This window comes from Oceaniglobus indicus, from assembly GCF_002751875.1.
GTDB lineage: Bacteria > Pseudomonadota > Alphaproteobacteria > Rhodobacterales > Rhodobacteraceae > Oceaniglobus > Oceaniglobus indicus.
Map to the genome: position 1 here is coordinate 176,325 of NZ_NMZM01000003.1, position 14,419 is coordinate 190,743.

Annotated in this window: 15 protein-coding genes; 8 read left to right on the forward strand and 7 right to left on the reverse strand. The window is 66.5% G+C overall.

Annotation, left to right across the window (positions count from 1 at the left end; all coding sequences use genetic code 11):
* Positions 1-12: 12 nt before the first annotated feature.
* Positions 13-330, forward strand: a complete 318-nt coding sequence (locus CFP68_RS05900; RefSeq protein ID WP_099825699.1) for a DUF6280 family protein — start codon at positions 13-15, stop codon at positions 328-330.
* A 128-nt stretch (positions 331-458) separates the two neighbouring features.
* On the forward strand, positions 459-1,922 hold the full coding sequence (locus CFP68_RS05905; RefSeq protein ID WP_099825702.1) for a cobyric acid synthase: 1,464 nt from the start codon (positions 459-461) through the stop codon (positions 1,920-1,922).
* Positions 1,923-1,926: 4 nt separating this feature from the next.
* Here the strand turns inward: CFP68_RS05905 and CFP68_RS05910 are convergent, their stop codons facing one another.
* The 3 genes from CFP68_RS05910 to CFP68_RS05920 all read right to left on the reverse strand — a co-directional run bounded on the left by CFP68_RS05910 (position 1,927) and on the right by CFP68_RS05920 (position 5,100).
* The gene (locus CFP68_RS05910) at positions 1,927-2,928 is read right to left on the reverse strand and encodes a hypothetical protein (RefSeq protein ID WP_099825705.1); all 1,002 of its coding nucleotides are present in this window, start codon (positions 2,926-2,928) and stop codon (positions 1,927-1,929) included.
* 104 nt (positions 2,929-3,032) lie between these two features.
* On the reverse strand, positions 3,033-4,409 hold the full coding sequence (locus CFP68_RS05915) for a TolC family outer membrane protein (protein ID WP_241523975.1): 1,377 nt from the start codon (positions 4,407-4,409) through the stop codon (positions 3,033-3,035).
* 37 nt (positions 4,410-4,446) lie between these two features.
* Positions 4,447-5,100 (reverse strand): protein-L-isoaspartate O-methyltransferase family protein, encoded by a 654-nt coding sequence (locus CFP68_RS05920; RefSeq protein WP_099825708.1) that lies wholly within the window; start codon positions 5,098-5,100, stop codon positions 4,447-4,449.
* A 203-nt stretch (positions 5,101-5,303) separates the two neighbouring features.
* Between CFP68_RS05920 and CFP68_RS05925 the strand changes: the two genes are divergently transcribed.
* From CFP68_RS05925 to CFP68_RS05940, 4 genes are read left to right on the forward strand one after another with little or no spacing between them, the layout of a single operon-like run.
* On the forward strand, positions 5,304-6,356 hold the full coding sequence (locus tag CFP68_RS05925) for an N-acetylneuraminate synthase family protein (protein ID WP_099825711.1): 1,053 nt from the start codon (positions 5,304-5,306) through the stop codon (positions 6,354-6,356).
* Positions 6,343-7,671, forward strand: a complete 1,329-nt coding sequence (locus CFP68_RS05930) for a 3-deoxy-D-manno-octulosonic acid transferase (protein WP_158234134.1) — start codon at positions 6,343-6,345, stop codon at positions 7,669-7,671. The genes CFP68_RS05925 and CFP68_RS05930 overlap by 14 nt, the downstream gene beginning before the upstream one ends.
* Positions 7,672-7,714: 43 nt before the next feature.
* Positions 7,715-8,284 (forward strand): UDP-4-amino-4,6-dideoxy-N-acetyl-beta-L-altrosamine N-acetyltransferase, encoded by a 570-nt coding sequence (gene pseH / locus CFP68_RS05935; RefSeq protein ID WP_099825716.1) that lies wholly within the window; start codon positions 7,715-7,717, stop codon positions 8,282-8,284.
* Positions 8,281-8,475, forward strand: a complete 195-nt coding sequence (locus CFP68_RS05940; RefSeq protein ID WP_099825719.1) for a hypothetical protein — start codon at positions 8,281-8,283, stop codon at positions 8,473-8,475. Before pseH ends, CFP68_RS05940 begins: the two co-directional genes overlap by 4 nt.
* Positions 8,476-8,582: 107 nt before the next feature.
* On the opposite strand, the gene pseF is transcribed toward CFP68_RS05940, so the two are convergent.
* Genes pseF through pseB form a run of 3 tightly spaced genes read right to left on the reverse strand, consistent with a single transcriptional unit; the run spans position 8,583 to position 11,397 of the window.
* Positions 8,583-9,266: a pseudaminic acid cytidylyltransferase gene (gene pseF / locus CFP68_RS05945; protein WP_099825722.1), complete on the reverse strand. Its 684-nt coding sequence runs from the start codon at positions 9,264-9,266 to the stop codon at positions 8,583-8,585.
* A complete protein-coding gene (pseC, locus tag CFP68_RS05950; RefSeq protein ID WP_099825725.1) occupies positions 9,263-10,408 on the reverse strand; it encodes a UDP-4-amino-4,6-dideoxy-N-acetyl-beta-L-altrosamine transaminase in 1,146 nt (381 codons plus the stop codon). The genes pseF and pseC overlap by 4 nt, the downstream gene beginning before the upstream one ends.
* The gene (gene pseB / locus CFP68_RS05955) at positions 10,405-11,397 is read right to left on the reverse strand and encodes a UDP-N-acetylglucosamine 4,6-dehydratase (inverting) (protein ID WP_099825728.1); all 993 of its coding nucleotides are present in this window, start codon (positions 11,395-11,397) and stop codon (positions 10,405-10,407) included. The genes pseC and pseB overlap by 4 nt, the downstream gene beginning before the upstream one ends.
* Before the next feature lie 79 nt (positions 11,398-11,476).
* Between pseB and CFP68_RS05960 the strand changes: the two genes are divergently transcribed.
* Entirely contained in the window at positions 11,477-12,445 is a 969-nt protein-coding gene (locus CFP68_RS05960; RefSeq protein WP_099825730.1) for a threonine dehydratase, read from the forward strand.
* Between the two features lie 173 nt (positions 12,446-12,618).
* Here CFP68_RS05960 and CFP68_RS05965 read toward each other — a convergent pair whose 3' ends face one another.
* On the reverse strand, positions 12,619-13,779 hold the full coding sequence (locus CFP68_RS05965) for an arginase family protein (protein WP_099825733.1): 1,161 nt from the start codon (positions 13,777-13,779) through the stop codon (positions 12,619-12,621).
* A gap of 186 nt (positions 13,780-13,965) precedes the next feature.
* Here CFP68_RS05965 and CFP68_RS05970 point away from each other — a divergent pair, with 186 nt between their 5' ends.
* The gene (locus CFP68_RS05970) at positions 13,966-14,379 is read left to right on the forward strand and encodes a DUF1178 family protein (protein WP_099825735.1); all 414 of its coding nucleotides are present in this window, start codon (positions 13,966-13,968) and stop codon (positions 14,377-14,379) included.
* Positions 14,380-14,419 lie beyond the last annotated feature (40 nt).

A 14,419-nucleotide genomic window follows, 5' to 3' on the forward strand; every position in this document is an offset into this window, starting at 1 on the left:
GGGGACGACGAGATGTCAGATTTCGTTGATGGCACAGCTTTCAACCATGAGCAAGGCAACCGGGCACGTAAACTGTTCGCTGCCGTGGTTTTGGCTGCGCTTGATGACGCCATTGCCGATGACAAGAAATACGGCAACGGCCCCGAGCAGATCGCCCGCTGGGCGCGGTCGCGCGACGGCCGCGAGGTCTTGTCGTGCGCTGGAATCGATCCGAACGAACGTGTCGTGAATGGTCTGATGGAATTTGTCGGCAAGGGCATCCGCACCTCGGTTGCACTGTCGCGTGAAGAAAGCGAACGCCGCAACGCCGCCCAGGCCGAAGCCGCCTGAACGACTGTCGACCGATTGAAAAACGCGCCGCCCGTCAAGGCGGCGTGTTTTCTTTTGCGACAACCGGTGTCCTTTCACCGGCCTGACATGCCGACCATGCCTGCCAAGGCGCACAACGGGATGGTGGAATGACGAAGGCGATCATGATCCAGGGGGCCGGATCGAACGTCGGCAAATCCATGATCGTCGCCGGGCTCGCCCGCGCCTGCCTGCGCCGCGGTCTGTCGGTTGCGCCGTTCAAGCCGCAGAACATGTCCAACAACGCTGCCGTCACGGTCGATGGCGGCGAAATCGGCCGCGCACAGGCGTTGCAGGCGCGCGCAGCGGGCCGCGATCCGGTCATCGACATGAACCCCGTCCTGCTGAAGCCCGAAACGGACACCGGCGCGCAGGTCATCCTGCGCGGCCAGCGCTTTGCCACCCTGCGCGCACGCGATTACGGCAAGCGCAAGCACGAGCTGATGCCCGCCGTGCTGGACAGTTTTCATGGCCTGGCCCGATCCGCTGACCTCATCCTGATCGAGGGCGCCGGCAGCCCGGCGGAGATAAACCTGCGGGCGGGCGACATCGCCAACATGGGGTTCGCCGAGGCGGCCGATGTTCCCGTCGTGCTGGTGGGCGACATCGATCGTGGTGGCGTCATCGCGCAATGCGTCGGCACCCATGCCGTTCTTTCCGATGGCGACCGCGACCGCATCAAGGCGTTCCTGATCAACAAGTTTCGTGGGGATATCAGCCTGTTCGACGACGGGTTGCGCGAGATCGTCGGGCGCACCGGCTGGGCGTCCCTCGGGGTGTTGCCGTGGTTTGCCGAGGCCTGGCGCCTGCCTGCCGAAGATATCCTGGACATCGCGTCGCGTCCCGGCGGCGGCATCCGGGTCGCCGTGCCCCGCCTGAGTCGCATCGCGAATTTCGATGATCTGGATCCGCTGTCGGCGCATCCTTCTGTTTCGGTCGAAATCGTGATGCCGGGCCACCCCCTGCCGGGCAATGCCGATCTGATCCTGATACCGGGTTCAAAATCGACAATCGCGGATCTGGCACATTTCCGGCGACAGGGATGGGACGTGGATCTGCACGCCCATGTGCGGCGCGGTGGTCGGGTTCTCGGCATATGTGGCGGGTACCAGATGCTGGGACGCCGGATCATCGACGACATCGGGCTCGAAGGACCGCCGGGCAGCGTTGCCGGCCTGGGCTTTCTGGACGTCACCACCCATATGGAACCCGCCAAGCGGCTGGCCCTGGGCACCGCGCATCATCGCGCCAGCGGCACGGCCGTGACCGGTTACGAGATTCACCTCGGCACCACCGAGGGCCCGGATTGCGCGCGCCCATGGCTGGACCTGGACGGTCGTCCAGAGGGGGCGCAATCCGCCGACGGACGCATCATGGGCTGCTATCTGCACGGACTTTTCGCGGCCGATGGCTTTCGCAACGCGTTTCTGGCCGATCTGGGTGCGCCGGCAAGCGGCGTTTCCTACGACGGTCTGGTGGACGAGACGTTGGACAACCTTGCGGATCATCTGGAACGTCACATGGATATCGACCGCCTGTTGACCCTGGCACAGCGCATTCAGTCCCGAACCTGACGGCCTATTCGAAATCGCGAATCGAGATGGCGCGCATGATCTCGCGGCGGACCAGTTTTCGCACGTTTCGGGTGATGCGTTCGCCCAGAGCACCCTGAAGTTCCTGACGCACGATCTCGGATACCATCTCGCGCAGCGCTTCTTCGTCGATCAGCGTATCTTCATCGTCCAGCGACAGGTCGTTCCCGCCTGCGTGCGCCAGATCGTCGGCCATGCCCGACGCATTGAACGGATGCGCGCGGTGATGTTCCGCGTCCAGCACCTCGGCAAACGTCCGTTCGGCGCTGTCATCCTGCGGTTGACCGGCATCATGGCCGCTTTCGGGGTGCGAAACCCCGGCATCGTCATCGCTGGCCTGCGCGGCTTCGTTCGCATCGGCGGCACGATCCGCGGCAAACGCATCCGCGCCCTGTGCGGCCTCTAGGTGGGCCATCAATGTCTCATCGCTCAGCGATGCTGAAATCTCGGACCAGGTGGGCGCATCCTCGGCCGCGCCTTCAGGCTCGTCCGTCTCGTCGGCCCGTTCGCCAGACAGGTTTGGCGCCTCGGCCGTGCGCATATCATCCTGCAACACGAATGCACCGACATCGACGATACCGTCACTCGACAGGGGAAGAACCGCCGTTTCGGACGGCCGCGCGGTCCTGTGTGGGATCGACGACGGCCGGTGTTGCGACGTGTCCTCGCTGCCGTCGGGTTCGAACTCGGTCGATTGGGCATTCACCGCCGCCTCAAGCTCGGCAATGCGCTGCTTGAGGGTGTCGGTATCCGTGCGCGGTGGCATCCGCCTCGGATCGCCCGGTTTCACGCGCAGATCCGACGTCAGCACCAGCTTTTCGCCACGGGGCGGTCGCGGGGCTTGGGGCGTCGCCCGGTCCGGCGCGCTGAAGGTCTGGGCGGATTTCGCATCGTTTCTTGGGGGCGTACGGCTGGCGTCGACGGAAACAAGACGCCGGATGGAGGACAGCACGTCCTCGATTTCGACATTCGTCACTGAATCGGACATCGATCTGCCTCTCGCTGCTCGATCACAACCTACGCCCTCGTTGCCACGCACACAACTGTTAGAGCACATAAGAGGTTTAGGAACGGTATATGGTTGGCCTTGCCTTACTGCTTGCCGAGGCCGCGCAAGATCCGGTCCAGCTTCTTGCCTTGCGGGCTGACCTTGTGGGTCGGCGCCGTGCGGACGGCATTGTAATAGGCCGCAGGATCATAAGTCACGATGCCCAGCCCCAGATGTTCGACCGTCAGCAGACCCATCGTGGCCAGCAGGCTGTAGATCGCGGTATACCGGTCGGTATCGGCGGAAATCCGCGTAGTGCGCGCATCCAGCAGCTCCTGTTCGGCGTCCAGCACGTCAAGCGTGGTGCGCGCGCCCAGTGTCGCTTCCTCCTGCACGCCGCGGAAGGCCACGGTTGCGGCACGGACCTGTTCGTCGCTGGCCGACAGGCTGGCGCGTGAAACGGCGATCAGCGCCCATGCATTCCCCACCGCCTCTTCGACCTGGTGTTGGGTCAGGTGCAGTGTCGCGCGGCTGCGGTCGCGCCGGGCCTGGGCCTGACGATAGGCCGAGCTGAGCGCGCCACCCTGATAGATCGGACCGCTGAGCGTCACCCCCAGCGAGCGCGAGTCGTTCAGCCCCTGGTCAAGGCCGATGCTGGCGCGGGCCCGCACGGTGGGGCGCATCGCTGCCTCGGCGCGGGCGATGCCGATATCCGCCACGGTGACCAGGCGCATGGCCTGTCGGATGTCGGGGTGGGTGCGCCGCGCCACGGCGATCGCCGCCTCAAGCGATTTCGCGGTTTGCGGCGGGGTTGGCGGCGGTGCCAGGTTCTCGGGGTACGAGCCGACGACGCGGCGATAGAATTCACGCGACTGCGCCAGGTTGCCCCGCGCCGCCGCAAGGCCCGATTGCGCGCCAGCCAGGCGCGATTCGGCGATGGCGACATCGGTGCGTGTGACCTCGCCCACTTCGAAACGGTCCCGGGCGGCCTTGAGCTCGCGGTCGATCAGGCGGTTGTTGCTTTGGCGCAGGTTCACGAATGCCGCGTCGCGGCGCACGGCCATATAGGCCTGGACCGTGTTCAGCAACACCGTCTGTTCGGCGGCGATCAGGGCCTCGCGGGTGGCAAGCACGGTTTCCTTGGCGGCATCGATCCCAAGCCGGGTCGCGCCGAAATCGAACAGCAGCAATTCGGCCGACAATTCCAGTGACGCGGTCAGTTCATCGACGGATTGCTGCGGATAGCGCGACGAGATTCCCGCCGCGTAGTTGATCACCGGCCGCAAAAGCGCCACGGCCTGGGCCACGTCTTCGTCGGCCGCACGCAACGTGGCGCGGTTCTGTTCCAGCAGGCCGTTGTGCTTGTAGGCCGCGATGAAGGCATCGGTCAGGCTTTCGGCACGAAGCTGTGCCGCACCGACAACAAGCGTCGCCATCAATGCCACGCGCCCCAGGGTTTTTGCCACGGTAAACGATTTCATAGCGGTCTCCCTGCCGACGACTGACGTGATCGGACGTTCAAAATACGAATGCGGGCTGGCGCCGGAATCCCGGCAGCACAGGCGCGCTTGCGTTGAAGGCATCGCGCCAGTTCAGCCCGGTGTCATAGCGATACCCGACCCGCGCCACGCCCAGCGCACCGTCCATGAACAGGCACGCGATTCGACCGCCGATGTTCAACTGGTCCAGCAGGGCATCGGGCACCTCGTGCACGCCGCCCTGAACGATGATGACGTCGTAGGGGCCATGCTGGGGCGCGCCCCCGACAAGGGCCCCTTCCACCACGGCGACGTTATCGGCGTTCTGCTGGCTGAGGTTAGCGATCGCCTCGGCCACCAGGGCGTCGTCTTCCTCGACGGCGACGACGGCTTCGGCCAACCGCGCCAGGATCGCCGCGGAATAGCCGTGCGCACATCCCACATCCAGCACCAGTTCATCGGGCTGCACGTTCAACGCATCCAGCATCTTGGCCAGGGTGCGCGGGTCCAGGATCACGCGGTTGTCGCCCAGATCGATGTTCTCGCCGACATAGGCCGCCTCGCGGCGGGCAGAGGGAACGAAATTCTCGCGGGGGACCGTCAGCATCGCTTCGATGATCGGAAATTTGGTCACATCGGCCGGGCGGATCTGGGTGTCCACCATCATCGTGCGGCGCGCGGCGAAGTCGGTCATGGACTAAACTCTTCGGTTCATTGGCGTTCCATCTGCTTTGACATAAAGCGTCAGACTGGGCAACCGTGTCAATCGCCACAGTGGGGCAGTGTGGCGCCATCCCCGCCCTTGCCGATCCGGCGAAAAATGGCCATGTCGGGGGACAGGTGCAACCACCCACAGTGAGAGAGGCGCACCGGACCCGATGATCAAAAGGCCGCGCGATGGACGATCTGATACTCGAAGGCAAACGGATCGGCCCGGAGGCGAAACCGCTTCTGATTGCCGAAGTCAGCGCCAATCACGACCGCGATCTGGACCAGGCGCTTTCGCTCGTGGACATCGCCGCCGACGCGGGCTGGGATTGTCTCAAGCTTCAGACCTATACCGCCGACAGCCTGACGCTGGCCTCGGATCACCCCTCGATGCGGATCGACAAGGTCTGGGGCCGTGCGACATTGCACGACCTCTACGCCAGCGCCGGGATGCCGATGGAGTTTCACGCGCCGCTGTTCGCCCGCGCCCGCGAACGCGGCCTGCTGCCGTTCACCTCGATCTATGATCCGCGGGATCTGGACTTCATCGAAGGTCTCGGCTGCGCCGTCTACAAGATCGCCAGCTTCGAGATGACCTTCGACGATCTGCTGCGCGCCGTCGGCGGCACCGGCAAGCCGGTGATCCTGTCCACCGGCATGGCGACGATGGACGAGGTCGCCCATGCGCTGGACGTGCTGGACACCGCCGGTTCCGGCCCCGTCGTCCTGCTGCATTGCTGTTCCAGCTATCCGGCGCCGCCCGAACAGATCAACCTGCGTGCCATGACGGCGATGGGCGATGCCTTCGGGCGCATGGTCGGATTTTCCGACCACACCATCGGGTCCCGCGCGCCGCTGGCCGCCGCCGCCATGGGGGCGGTCGCCATCGAAAAACATTATACCAACGATCCCACACGCGAAGGCCCCGACCACCGGTTCTCGGCCACGCCCGCCATCATGGCCGAGATCGCCACCGGCGTGTCCGAGATCCACACCCTGCGCGGCAGCGGCCTGAAACGCACGACCGATGCCGAACAGGTCTCCAAGGCTTCGGGGCGCCGCTCGGCCTTCGCCCTGCGCGACCTGCCGGCCGGCCACACCCTGACTGTGGGCGATTACCGCTTCGTGCGCCCCGGCGCAGGCTGGCCCGCGAACCGCCCCGAACGCCTGATCGAGGCACGGCTGTCGCGTGCGGTGCGTCAGGGCACCCCCATCACCGGCGATGATCTTGAGCCGCGCTAGACACAGCCTGCGGTTTCGCGCTGTCTATGGGCTGTGGCAGATCGCCGTGCATCTTCTGCTGCCCCTCGCCGTGCTGCACCTGCTCTGGCGCAGCCGACGCGAACCGGCCTATCGCCGCGGGTTCGCGCACCGGCTCGGCCTCTGGCCACGGATCCCGGCCGGTTCGATCTGGGTTTTCGCCGCCTCGGCCGGTGAAACCCGTGCCGCCGGGCCGGTGATCGAACGCCTGCTGGACATGGGCCATCACATCGCGCTGGCCCATTCCACCCCGGCGGGCCTGGAAACGGCACACCGGATGTTCGGCGACGATCCGCGTGTCGTGTCACACTACGCCCCGCTCGATCTGTTCTGGGCCGTGCGGCAGTTCCTGTCGCGCGTGCGCCCCGCGCTGCTGATCGTCGTCGAGATCGAGCTTTGGCCCGCCATGCTGATCGAAACCGCCCGGGCCGGGGTGCCGCTCGCCCATATCAACGGCAACCTGGTGTCACGCTCGATCGCGCGCGACCGGGCGCGGACCGGCGGCGCGCGGCTGGCACTCTATCGCCTGTTCGATGTGATCTGCACCAAGACCGACGATTTTGCCGCCCGCTTCCGCGACATCGGCGTGGCGCCCGACCGCGTTCGCGTCGTGGGCGAGTTGAAGTTCGACCAACCGGTCAGCGCCGAGCAGACCCGCGCCGCCACCGGTCTGCGCGAAACATGGGGCGCGGGGCGTCAAGTCGTGACCATCACCAGCTCGGTCCAGGGGGAAGAGCCGGACTTCGCCGCCCTGATCGCGGATCTGCATCGCCTCGCCCCCGCACCGCGCATCGTCTGGGTGCCGCGCAGTCCCGGCCGCTTCGATGCCGTGGCAGAGATCTGCCGCACCTCCGGCTGGAACCGCGCCCGGCGCTCGGCCGCCCTCGACCGCGACCTTGCGGGCCCCCTGCCCCACGACTGCGACATCCTGATCGGCGACTCCCTTGGCGAGATGGACTTCTATATCGCCCTGGCCGACCTCGTGATCGTCGGCGGATCGCTGGTCGATCACGGCGGCCACAACATCATGGAGCCGCTGGCCCAGGGCAAACCGGTGCTCATGGGGCCCAGCATCTTCGGCATCCGCTTCGCCGCCGATGCCGCAACAAGGGCGGGCGCATTCCAGAGCCTGGCCAACGCCGCGGCCCTGCGCAACCGCGCCGCGGCTCTGCTGTCGGGCGATCCCGATCTGGCCCGCATGACCAGCGCCGCCCGCGCCTTCACCACCCACCACACCGGCGCGGCCGATCTGACCGTTGCCGCGTTGCGTCCCTATCTGCCGCGCCCAACACCATGACACGCACCGTGCCCCCGCGGGCCTCCGTCCGAAAGCCAACGCCATGACATCCCTTCTCGCGCGCGCCGGCAAGCTCGACCTGTGCCCCCTCGCAGATGCGCCCGAAGACCAGGCGCACGCACTGCGCGACATCCGCAACGAAGACGGCGTGCGCGCCAACATGTATTCCCATGCGCCGATCGGGGCCGACGAACACGCGCGCTGGCTGGACGGCGTGCGCGGCGACGCCTCCCGCCGCCTGTTCCTGGTGCGCCGCGACACCACCCTGATCGGCGCGCTGGCCTATAGCGCCATCGACCCCGTCCATCGCCGCGCCGACTGGGCGTTCTACCTGACGGCGGCCGTGCGCGGCCAGGGATTGGGCCGCGCCCTGGAATTGCGCGCGCTCGATCATGCCTTCGGTCCGCTGGCCCTGAACAAGCTGAACTGCGAGGTGATCGCCTGGAACACGCCGGTCATCGCCCTGCACCGCACCTTCGGTTTCGCCGCCGAAGGCATCCGCCGCGCCCATGTCCTGCGCGACGGGGTCTTTCACGACGTCCACCTTCTGGGCATAACCGCAGAGGAATGGCACACCACCCGCCCCACATTGCTGAAGGACACCGCACCATGACCGACTATGACGCCATCATCGACCAGATCGAAGCCGTGCGCACCAAGAACAACAAGAACTGGATGGACATCCTGCGCCTCGCGTTCCGCCATTCGCCGGACGAAGCGGCCGGCATCCTGGCCGAGATCTACAAGGAAGACCAGGCGATCAGCGACCTCGCGCGCCAACTGACCGAACCCCGGAAAACCTGACACGCCGCGCGCTTTTTCTTGCCGGAAATACTCGCGCCGCAGGCACCGCGACGCCGAAGGCGGCGCAAACAATCGCGTGCGCCGCAGGCGCTCCGTTCGGCAAACGCTCAGTCGGCGGCGGTCAGCGCTGCGAACATCAGCTCGGCATGGCGCCAGTCGTCTTCGGTGTCGATGTCCTGCACCCGCCAGGCGGGCAGGTGGATCGGTGCCGTATCCGGCCCGAACGGCGGCACCCGCGCGCGCCAGGCGTCGCTGCGCCCCCAATAGAACTGGCCGGCGTCGTGAAAGGCCGGTTCCAGATCCTGCGAGCGGACGGCATATTGCGCCGGATCGAACATCGCCAACCGGCCATTCTCGATCCGCACCGCCCGCTGAATCGGAAAGGAAAACGCCGTCACCGGCACGGCAAAAAGCGCATCGCCCAGCAATCCGGCACCCGCGCACAGGTCGTCGGCCCGCACGAAGGGCGCGGTGGCATAAAGACAGCACAGCGCATCGGGCAACGCCCCCTGCCCCTCCAGCCAGTCGAGGGCATGCACGATGACATCGAGCGTTGTGGCGTGATCGTCCGACAGCTTCGCGGGCCGGCGAAACGGCACCTCGGCACCTTCTGCCTGTGCCACGTCGGCGATGGCGTCGTCGTCGGTCGACACGATGATCCGCTCGAAACACCCTGCCGCCCGTGCCGCTGCGATGGACCAGGCGATCATCGGGCGGCCGGCGAAATCGCGGATGTTCTTGCCGGGGATCCGTTTGGATCCGCCCCGTGCGGGGATCAGGCAAACACTCACGCCAGCGCCTTCGTCAGCTCCGCCACGACAATGTCCTGATCCGCATCGCTCAGCCCGGCATAGAGCGGGATCGAAATCGCCGCCGCGTAATAGGTTTCAGCGTTCGGGAAATCGCCGGGCGCAAAGCCGTGGCTTTGCCAATAGGGCTGGGTATGGACAGGAATGTAATGCACGTTCACGCCGATCCCCGCTGCGCGCATGTGATCGAACACTGCGCGCCGACGTTCCGGCACGACGCGGATCACATAGAGGTGGAACGACGAATAGACATTGCGGGCACGCTGCGGGAGCACGACCGGCAGGTCTGCAAGCAGCGCATCATAGCGTGCTGCAAGACGGTTTCGCAGCGCCAAAAAAACAGTCAACCGCGTCATCTGCGCCACGCCCAGCGCCGCCTGCAACTCGGTCATGCGATAATTCAGGCCCAGCTCGATCTGCTGGTAGTACCAGGCGCCGTCCGGCGCGCCGCGCATCAGGGCCGGATCGCGGGTCACGCCGTGGCTGCGCAGGCGTTCCATCCGCGCGGCCAGTCGCGGATCGTTCGTCATCGCCGCACCGCCTTCGGCCGTCGTCACGATCTTGACCGGATGAAAGCTGAACACGCAGATGTCGGAATATGCGCAGGCGCCCACCGGTTGCGCGCCGAACCGCCCACCGATGGCATGGCTCGCGTCCTCGATCACACGGAACCCATACTTCTGTGCCAGCGCGCCGATCGCCGCCATGTCGCAGGATTGCCCGCACATGTGCACCGGCATCACGATCTTGGGCAGCCGCCCGACCGCCTTGGCTGTGTCCAGCTTCGCCGCCAGCGCCTTGGGGCACATGTTGAAGGTCTCGGGGTCGATATCGACGAAATCGACATCCGCGCCGCACAGATGCCCGACATTGGCCGAGGCGACAAAGGTATTGGGCGACGTCCACAGCAGATCGCCCGGCCCGAGGTCCAGCGCAAGGCACGCGATGTGCAGCGCCGAGGTGGCAGAGTTGACGGCGACGCCGTGGCGCGCACCGGTGGCGGCGCACAATGCCGCCTCGAACGCCGGCACCTGCGGCCCCTGGGTCAGGAAATCGGACCGCAGCACATCCACCACGGCGGCGATGTCCGCATCGGTGATCTCTTGCCGCCCATAGGGGATCATGCCGCGTTCGCCATGGTCAGGAAGTCCTCGGCGCTCAGCCATTCGGTGTTGCCGCCCGAGTTGTATTCGAACCCCTGCGCCACCGGCTGGCCGCTTTCGCCCAGGCGGTTGGTCGAGAAATCCGCATCGAACGCAAAGGAAATCGTCGGCTTGATGACGAAGTGATCGTCGAATTCCAGGGTCAGGTGGCTGTCATCGGCCGGACACATGACCTCGTGCAGCTTTTCGCCCGGACGGATGCCGACGATCTTCTGCGGCAGGTCGGGTGCCATGGCGCTGGCCAGATCGGTCATCTTCATCGACGGGATCTTGGGCACGAAGATCTCTCCGCCCTGCATCCGTCTGAAATTGGTCAGCACGAACTGCACCCCCTGGTCCAGCGTGATCATGAAGCGGGTCATGTCGGCATGGGTGATCGGCAATTCGGTTGCGCCATCGGCGATCAGCTTCTGGAAGAACGGCACGATGGACCCGCGCGAGCCGACGACATTGCCATAGCGCACGGCGGCGAACCGGGTGCGGCGCGCGCCGACCATGTTGTTGGCGGCCACGAACAGCTTGTCCGACGCCAGTTTCGTCGCGCCATAGAGGTTCACCGGGTTGGCGGCCTTGTCGGTGGACAGCGCGATCACGCGGTCGACCTCGGCCGCCAATGCGGCCTGAATGACGTTCTGCGCGCCGTGGATGTTGGTCTTGACCGCCTCGAACGGGTTGTATTCGCAGGCCGGCACCTGTTTCAGCGCGGCGGCGTGGATCACGAAATCGACGCCCTCCATCGCCTCCATCAGGCGCGCGCCGTCGCGCACGTCGCCGATGAAATACCGCATGCAGGGCGCGTTGAACGTCTGCTGCATCTCGAACTGCTTCAACTCGTCCCGCGAGAAGATGATGACCTTCTTCGGCGCATGATCGCGCAGGATGTGTTCGACATACTTCTTGCCGAAGCTGCCGGTGCCGCCGGTGATGAGGATGGTCTTGCCGTTGAACATTGCGCCTGCTTCCGTGATTGTCGTGCCCAGAGATACGGGCGTTCGCCCCCGGATGCCACGCAAAATGAGGAGAGCGCGCATGTTCGCCCGCCCCGAACTGGACGCCGCCTGCACGCTGGTGCACCGCAGCATGCCGCCGACGCCGCAATACACCTGGCCCCTGCTGTCGCAACGGGTCGGATGCGACGTGGTGGTCAAGCATGAAAATCACACTCCCACCGGCGCCTTCAAGATTCGCGGCGCGCTGACGTTCATGGATTGGCTGACCCGCACACACCCCGATGTGACCGGCATCATCACCGCCACCCGCGGCAACCATGGCCAGGGTCAGGCGCTGGCCGCGACGCGGGCCGGGCTGCGGGCCGTGGTCTATGTGCCGCGCGGCAATTCGGTGGAGAAGAATGCGGCGATGCGGGCCTTCGGCGCCGAGGTGGTGGAGCATGGCGACGACTTCGACACCGCCCGCGAGGAAGCGACGCGCGTCGCGCAGGCCGAGGGGCTGTATCAGGTGCCGTCGTTCCACCGCGAACTGGTTCGGGGTGTCGCGACCTACGGGTTTGAGTTGTTCACGGCGCACCCCGATCTTGACACCGTCTATGTGCCCATCGGCTGCGGCTCGGGCATCTGCGGCGTGCTGGCCGCGCGTGATGCGCTGGGGTCGAAGGCGAAAGTGGTCGCGGTGGTGTCGGAAAATGCACCGACGGCAATGCTGTCGGCCCGCGCGGGTCGATTGGTCGAAACCGAAACCGCCGCCACCTTCGCCGACGGCATCGCCGTGCGCGTGCCGGTTCAGGCGGCGCTGGACATCTATGGACCCGGCGCCGAACGCTTCGTCACCGTATCGGACGCCGAGGTGGCCGCGGCGATCCGCGTCTATTTCAGCGACACCCACAACGCCGCCGAAGGGGCCGGCGCGGCGCCTCTGGCCGCGCTGATGCAGGAGCGTGACCGGATGGCGGGCCGCAAGGTGGGCGTGATCCTGTGCGGTGGCAACATCGACACCGACCGCTTCGCACAGGTTCTGGCGGGGCAGACATCCGCGCCCTGATCGCGGGCTGTTGCGCACGCTGGCCAGCGCCGGGTCGGCGCACGTTCGATATCGGGGCGCGCCCTTGCGAACCTCGTGCGTGCCGGACGGGCGGAGCCTCCGGCGGGAGTATTTCGGTCAGTAAGAAGCCCGGCGTTGGATATTCGGGGCGGTCGGTGCGGGAGGCCGGGGTTTCAGACCCAGGAAGCGGCGCGGGCGTCGAGGCTGCGCAAGCGGTCGGTGATCGCGGGGCGCACCGGCCCTTCGCGCGGCGCATCGCGCAGGGTCGTGAACCAGTGATCGGGCGGCGCCTTGCCATGGCGATGTCCGCTCCAGTGCAATCCGCGCAGGACGGCTTCGGCGTCGGGCGGCAGGCGGTCGGGGATCTCGTGACCGTTCAACGTGGCCCAGACACCCGACCAGCAGCGCCCGACCGACCACGGGTTATAGCCACCACCCCCCAGCACCAGAAACCGCGCCGACAGCGGCCGCAGCGCGCGCACCACGTCGAAATGCGCATTGTTGGAGAGTGAGAGCCGCGACAGGGGATCTTCCTCGAGCATGTCGGAGCCGCATTGCAGAACGATGGCATCGGGGCGGAAACCGGCCACGCGCGGCAGGATCAGCCGGTCCAACACCGCGCGCATTTCGGTATCGTTGAAGCCGCGCGGCACCGGCAGGTTCCAGACCTGACCGGCGCCGCGATCGGTCAGTGCCCCCGTGAACGGCCAGCGGCGTTCCTCATGCACGGACACCAGGAGTGTGTCGGGGTCACAGGCGAACGCATGTTCCACCCCGTCGCAATGATGCGCGTCGATGTCGACATAGGCCACGCGCGACGCCCCGGCATGGCGCAGCGACAACACGGCCAGAACCGCGTCGTTGAGATAGCAGAACCCGTTGGCCCGGTCGGGCAGACCGTGGTGCGTGCCGCCGCCGGGGCTGTGGATCACGCCACCGTCGCGCAGCAGCTGACCGGCCAGGATCGACGCGCCGGCAGCGGTGGCCGGGCGGCGGAACACCTCGGGATAGACCGGGTTTGCCGCCGTTCCGAGGTGGAAGCGCGCCCGCACCGCATCGCTGACCGCGCCGTCGGCTTCGGCCTGCTGCAACGCCGCGACATAGGCGGGATCGTGCCACGCGTGCAGCGCGGCGGGACGCGCGCGCGGACTGCTGAGGTATTGGCCGGGCGCGACCCACCCCATGGCGCGGGTCAGGTCCATGACGGTCGGCACCCGAGGCACCCGCAACGGATGCATCCGGCCATAGCTGGAATTGCGGTAAATGTTCGAGCCGATGAACCGCGGCACCGGTGGCGCCTGAAGATCTGCGCCGGCGTTTGGATCGGCTTGCATGGGAATGGTTCTAGAAGCATGCCGGCCCCGGTCAAGGGAGCACGACGACCGCGGCCGGCCGAAGGCGCGTGGCAAGGGCATCGGGCCGCCGGCGCTGCACCGGTGCCCCCGAACGCCACACGACAGGGCATATTGCCCGAAGCCCGCCGGATGCTTAGGTTGGTTCAATACAACCGGGAACCGACAATGATCCGTTTCACACTGCGTTGCGCCCATGACCACGCCTTTGAAAGCTGGTTCGCCTCGGGCGAGGCGTTTGAAAAACTGCACCGCGCCCGACAGCTGAGCTGTCCCGATTGCGGGGACACGAAGATCGAGAAATCGCTGATGGCGCCCCGTGTCAGTGCGGCGCGCACGGCGCCTTCCGGCCCCAGCGCGGAACAGGCGCGCAAGGCCATCGCCGCCCTGCGCGACAAGATCGAAAGCTCGGCGCATTATGTCGGCTCCGACTTCGTGCGCGAGGCGCGCGCCATTCACGACGGCAAAAGCCCCGAGCGTGCCATCTATGGCGAGGCGCGGCCGGAACAGGCGCGCGCGCTGATCGACGACGGCATCGGCGTGGCGCCCCTGCCGTTCATTCCGCGCCGCAAGACGAACTGAAACGCCGCGTGATCACGTCGTCCCAAGGAGTTTCCGACAG

Excerpts from the sequence above, each read along its gene's own strand:
- CFP68_RS05900 (WP_099825699.1), top strand. The coding sequence starts at position 13 with ATGTCAGATTTCGTTGATGGCACAGCTTTCAACCATGAGCAAGGCAAC.
- CFP68_RS05905 (WP_099825702.1), top strand. The coding sequence starts at position 459 with ATGACGAAGGCGATCATGATCCAGGGGGCCGGATCGAACGTCGGCAAA.
- CFP68_RS05910 (WP_099825705.1), bottom strand. The coding sequence starts at position 2,928 with ATGTCCGATTCAGTGACGAATGTCGAAATCGAGGACGTGCTGTCCTCC.
- CFP68_RS05915 (WP_241523975.1), bottom strand. The coding sequence starts at position 4,409 with ATGAAATCGTTTACCGTGGCAAAAACCCTGGGGCGCGTGGCATTGATG.
- CFP68_RS05920 (WP_099825708.1), bottom strand. The coding sequence starts at position 5,100 with ATGACCGACTTCGCCGCGCGCCGCACGATGATGGTGGACACCCAGATC.
- CFP68_RS05925 (WP_099825711.1), top strand. The coding sequence starts at position 5,304 with ATGGACGATCTGATACTCGAAGGCAAACGGATCGGCCCGGAGGCGAAA.
- pseH (WP_099825716.1), top strand. The coding sequence starts at position 7,715 with ATGACATCCCTTCTCGCGCGCGCCGGCAAGCTCGACCTGTGCCCCCTC.
- CFP68_RS05940 (WP_099825719.1), top strand. The coding sequence starts at position 8,281 with ATGACCGACTATGACGCCATCATCGACCAGATCGAAGCCGTGCGCACC.
- pseC (WP_099825725.1), bottom strand. The coding sequence starts at position 10,408 with ATGATCCCCTATGGGCGGCAAGAGATCACCGATGCGGACATCGCCGCC.
- pseB (WP_099825728.1), bottom strand. The coding sequence starts at position 11,397 with ATGTTCAACGGCAAGACCATCCTCATCACCGGCGGCACCGGCAGCTTC.
- CFP68_RS05960 (WP_099825730.1), top strand. The coding sequence starts at position 11,477 with ATGTTCGCCCGCCCCGAACTGGACGCCGCCTGCACGCTGGTGCACCGC.
- CFP68_RS05965 (WP_099825733.1), bottom strand. The coding sequence starts at position 13,779 with ATGCAAGCCGATCCAAACGCCGGCGCAGATCTTCAGGCGCCACCGGTG.
- CFP68_RS05970 (WP_099825735.1), top strand. The coding sequence starts at position 13,966 with ATGATCCGTTTCACACTGCGTTGCGCCCATGACCACGCCTTTGAAAGC.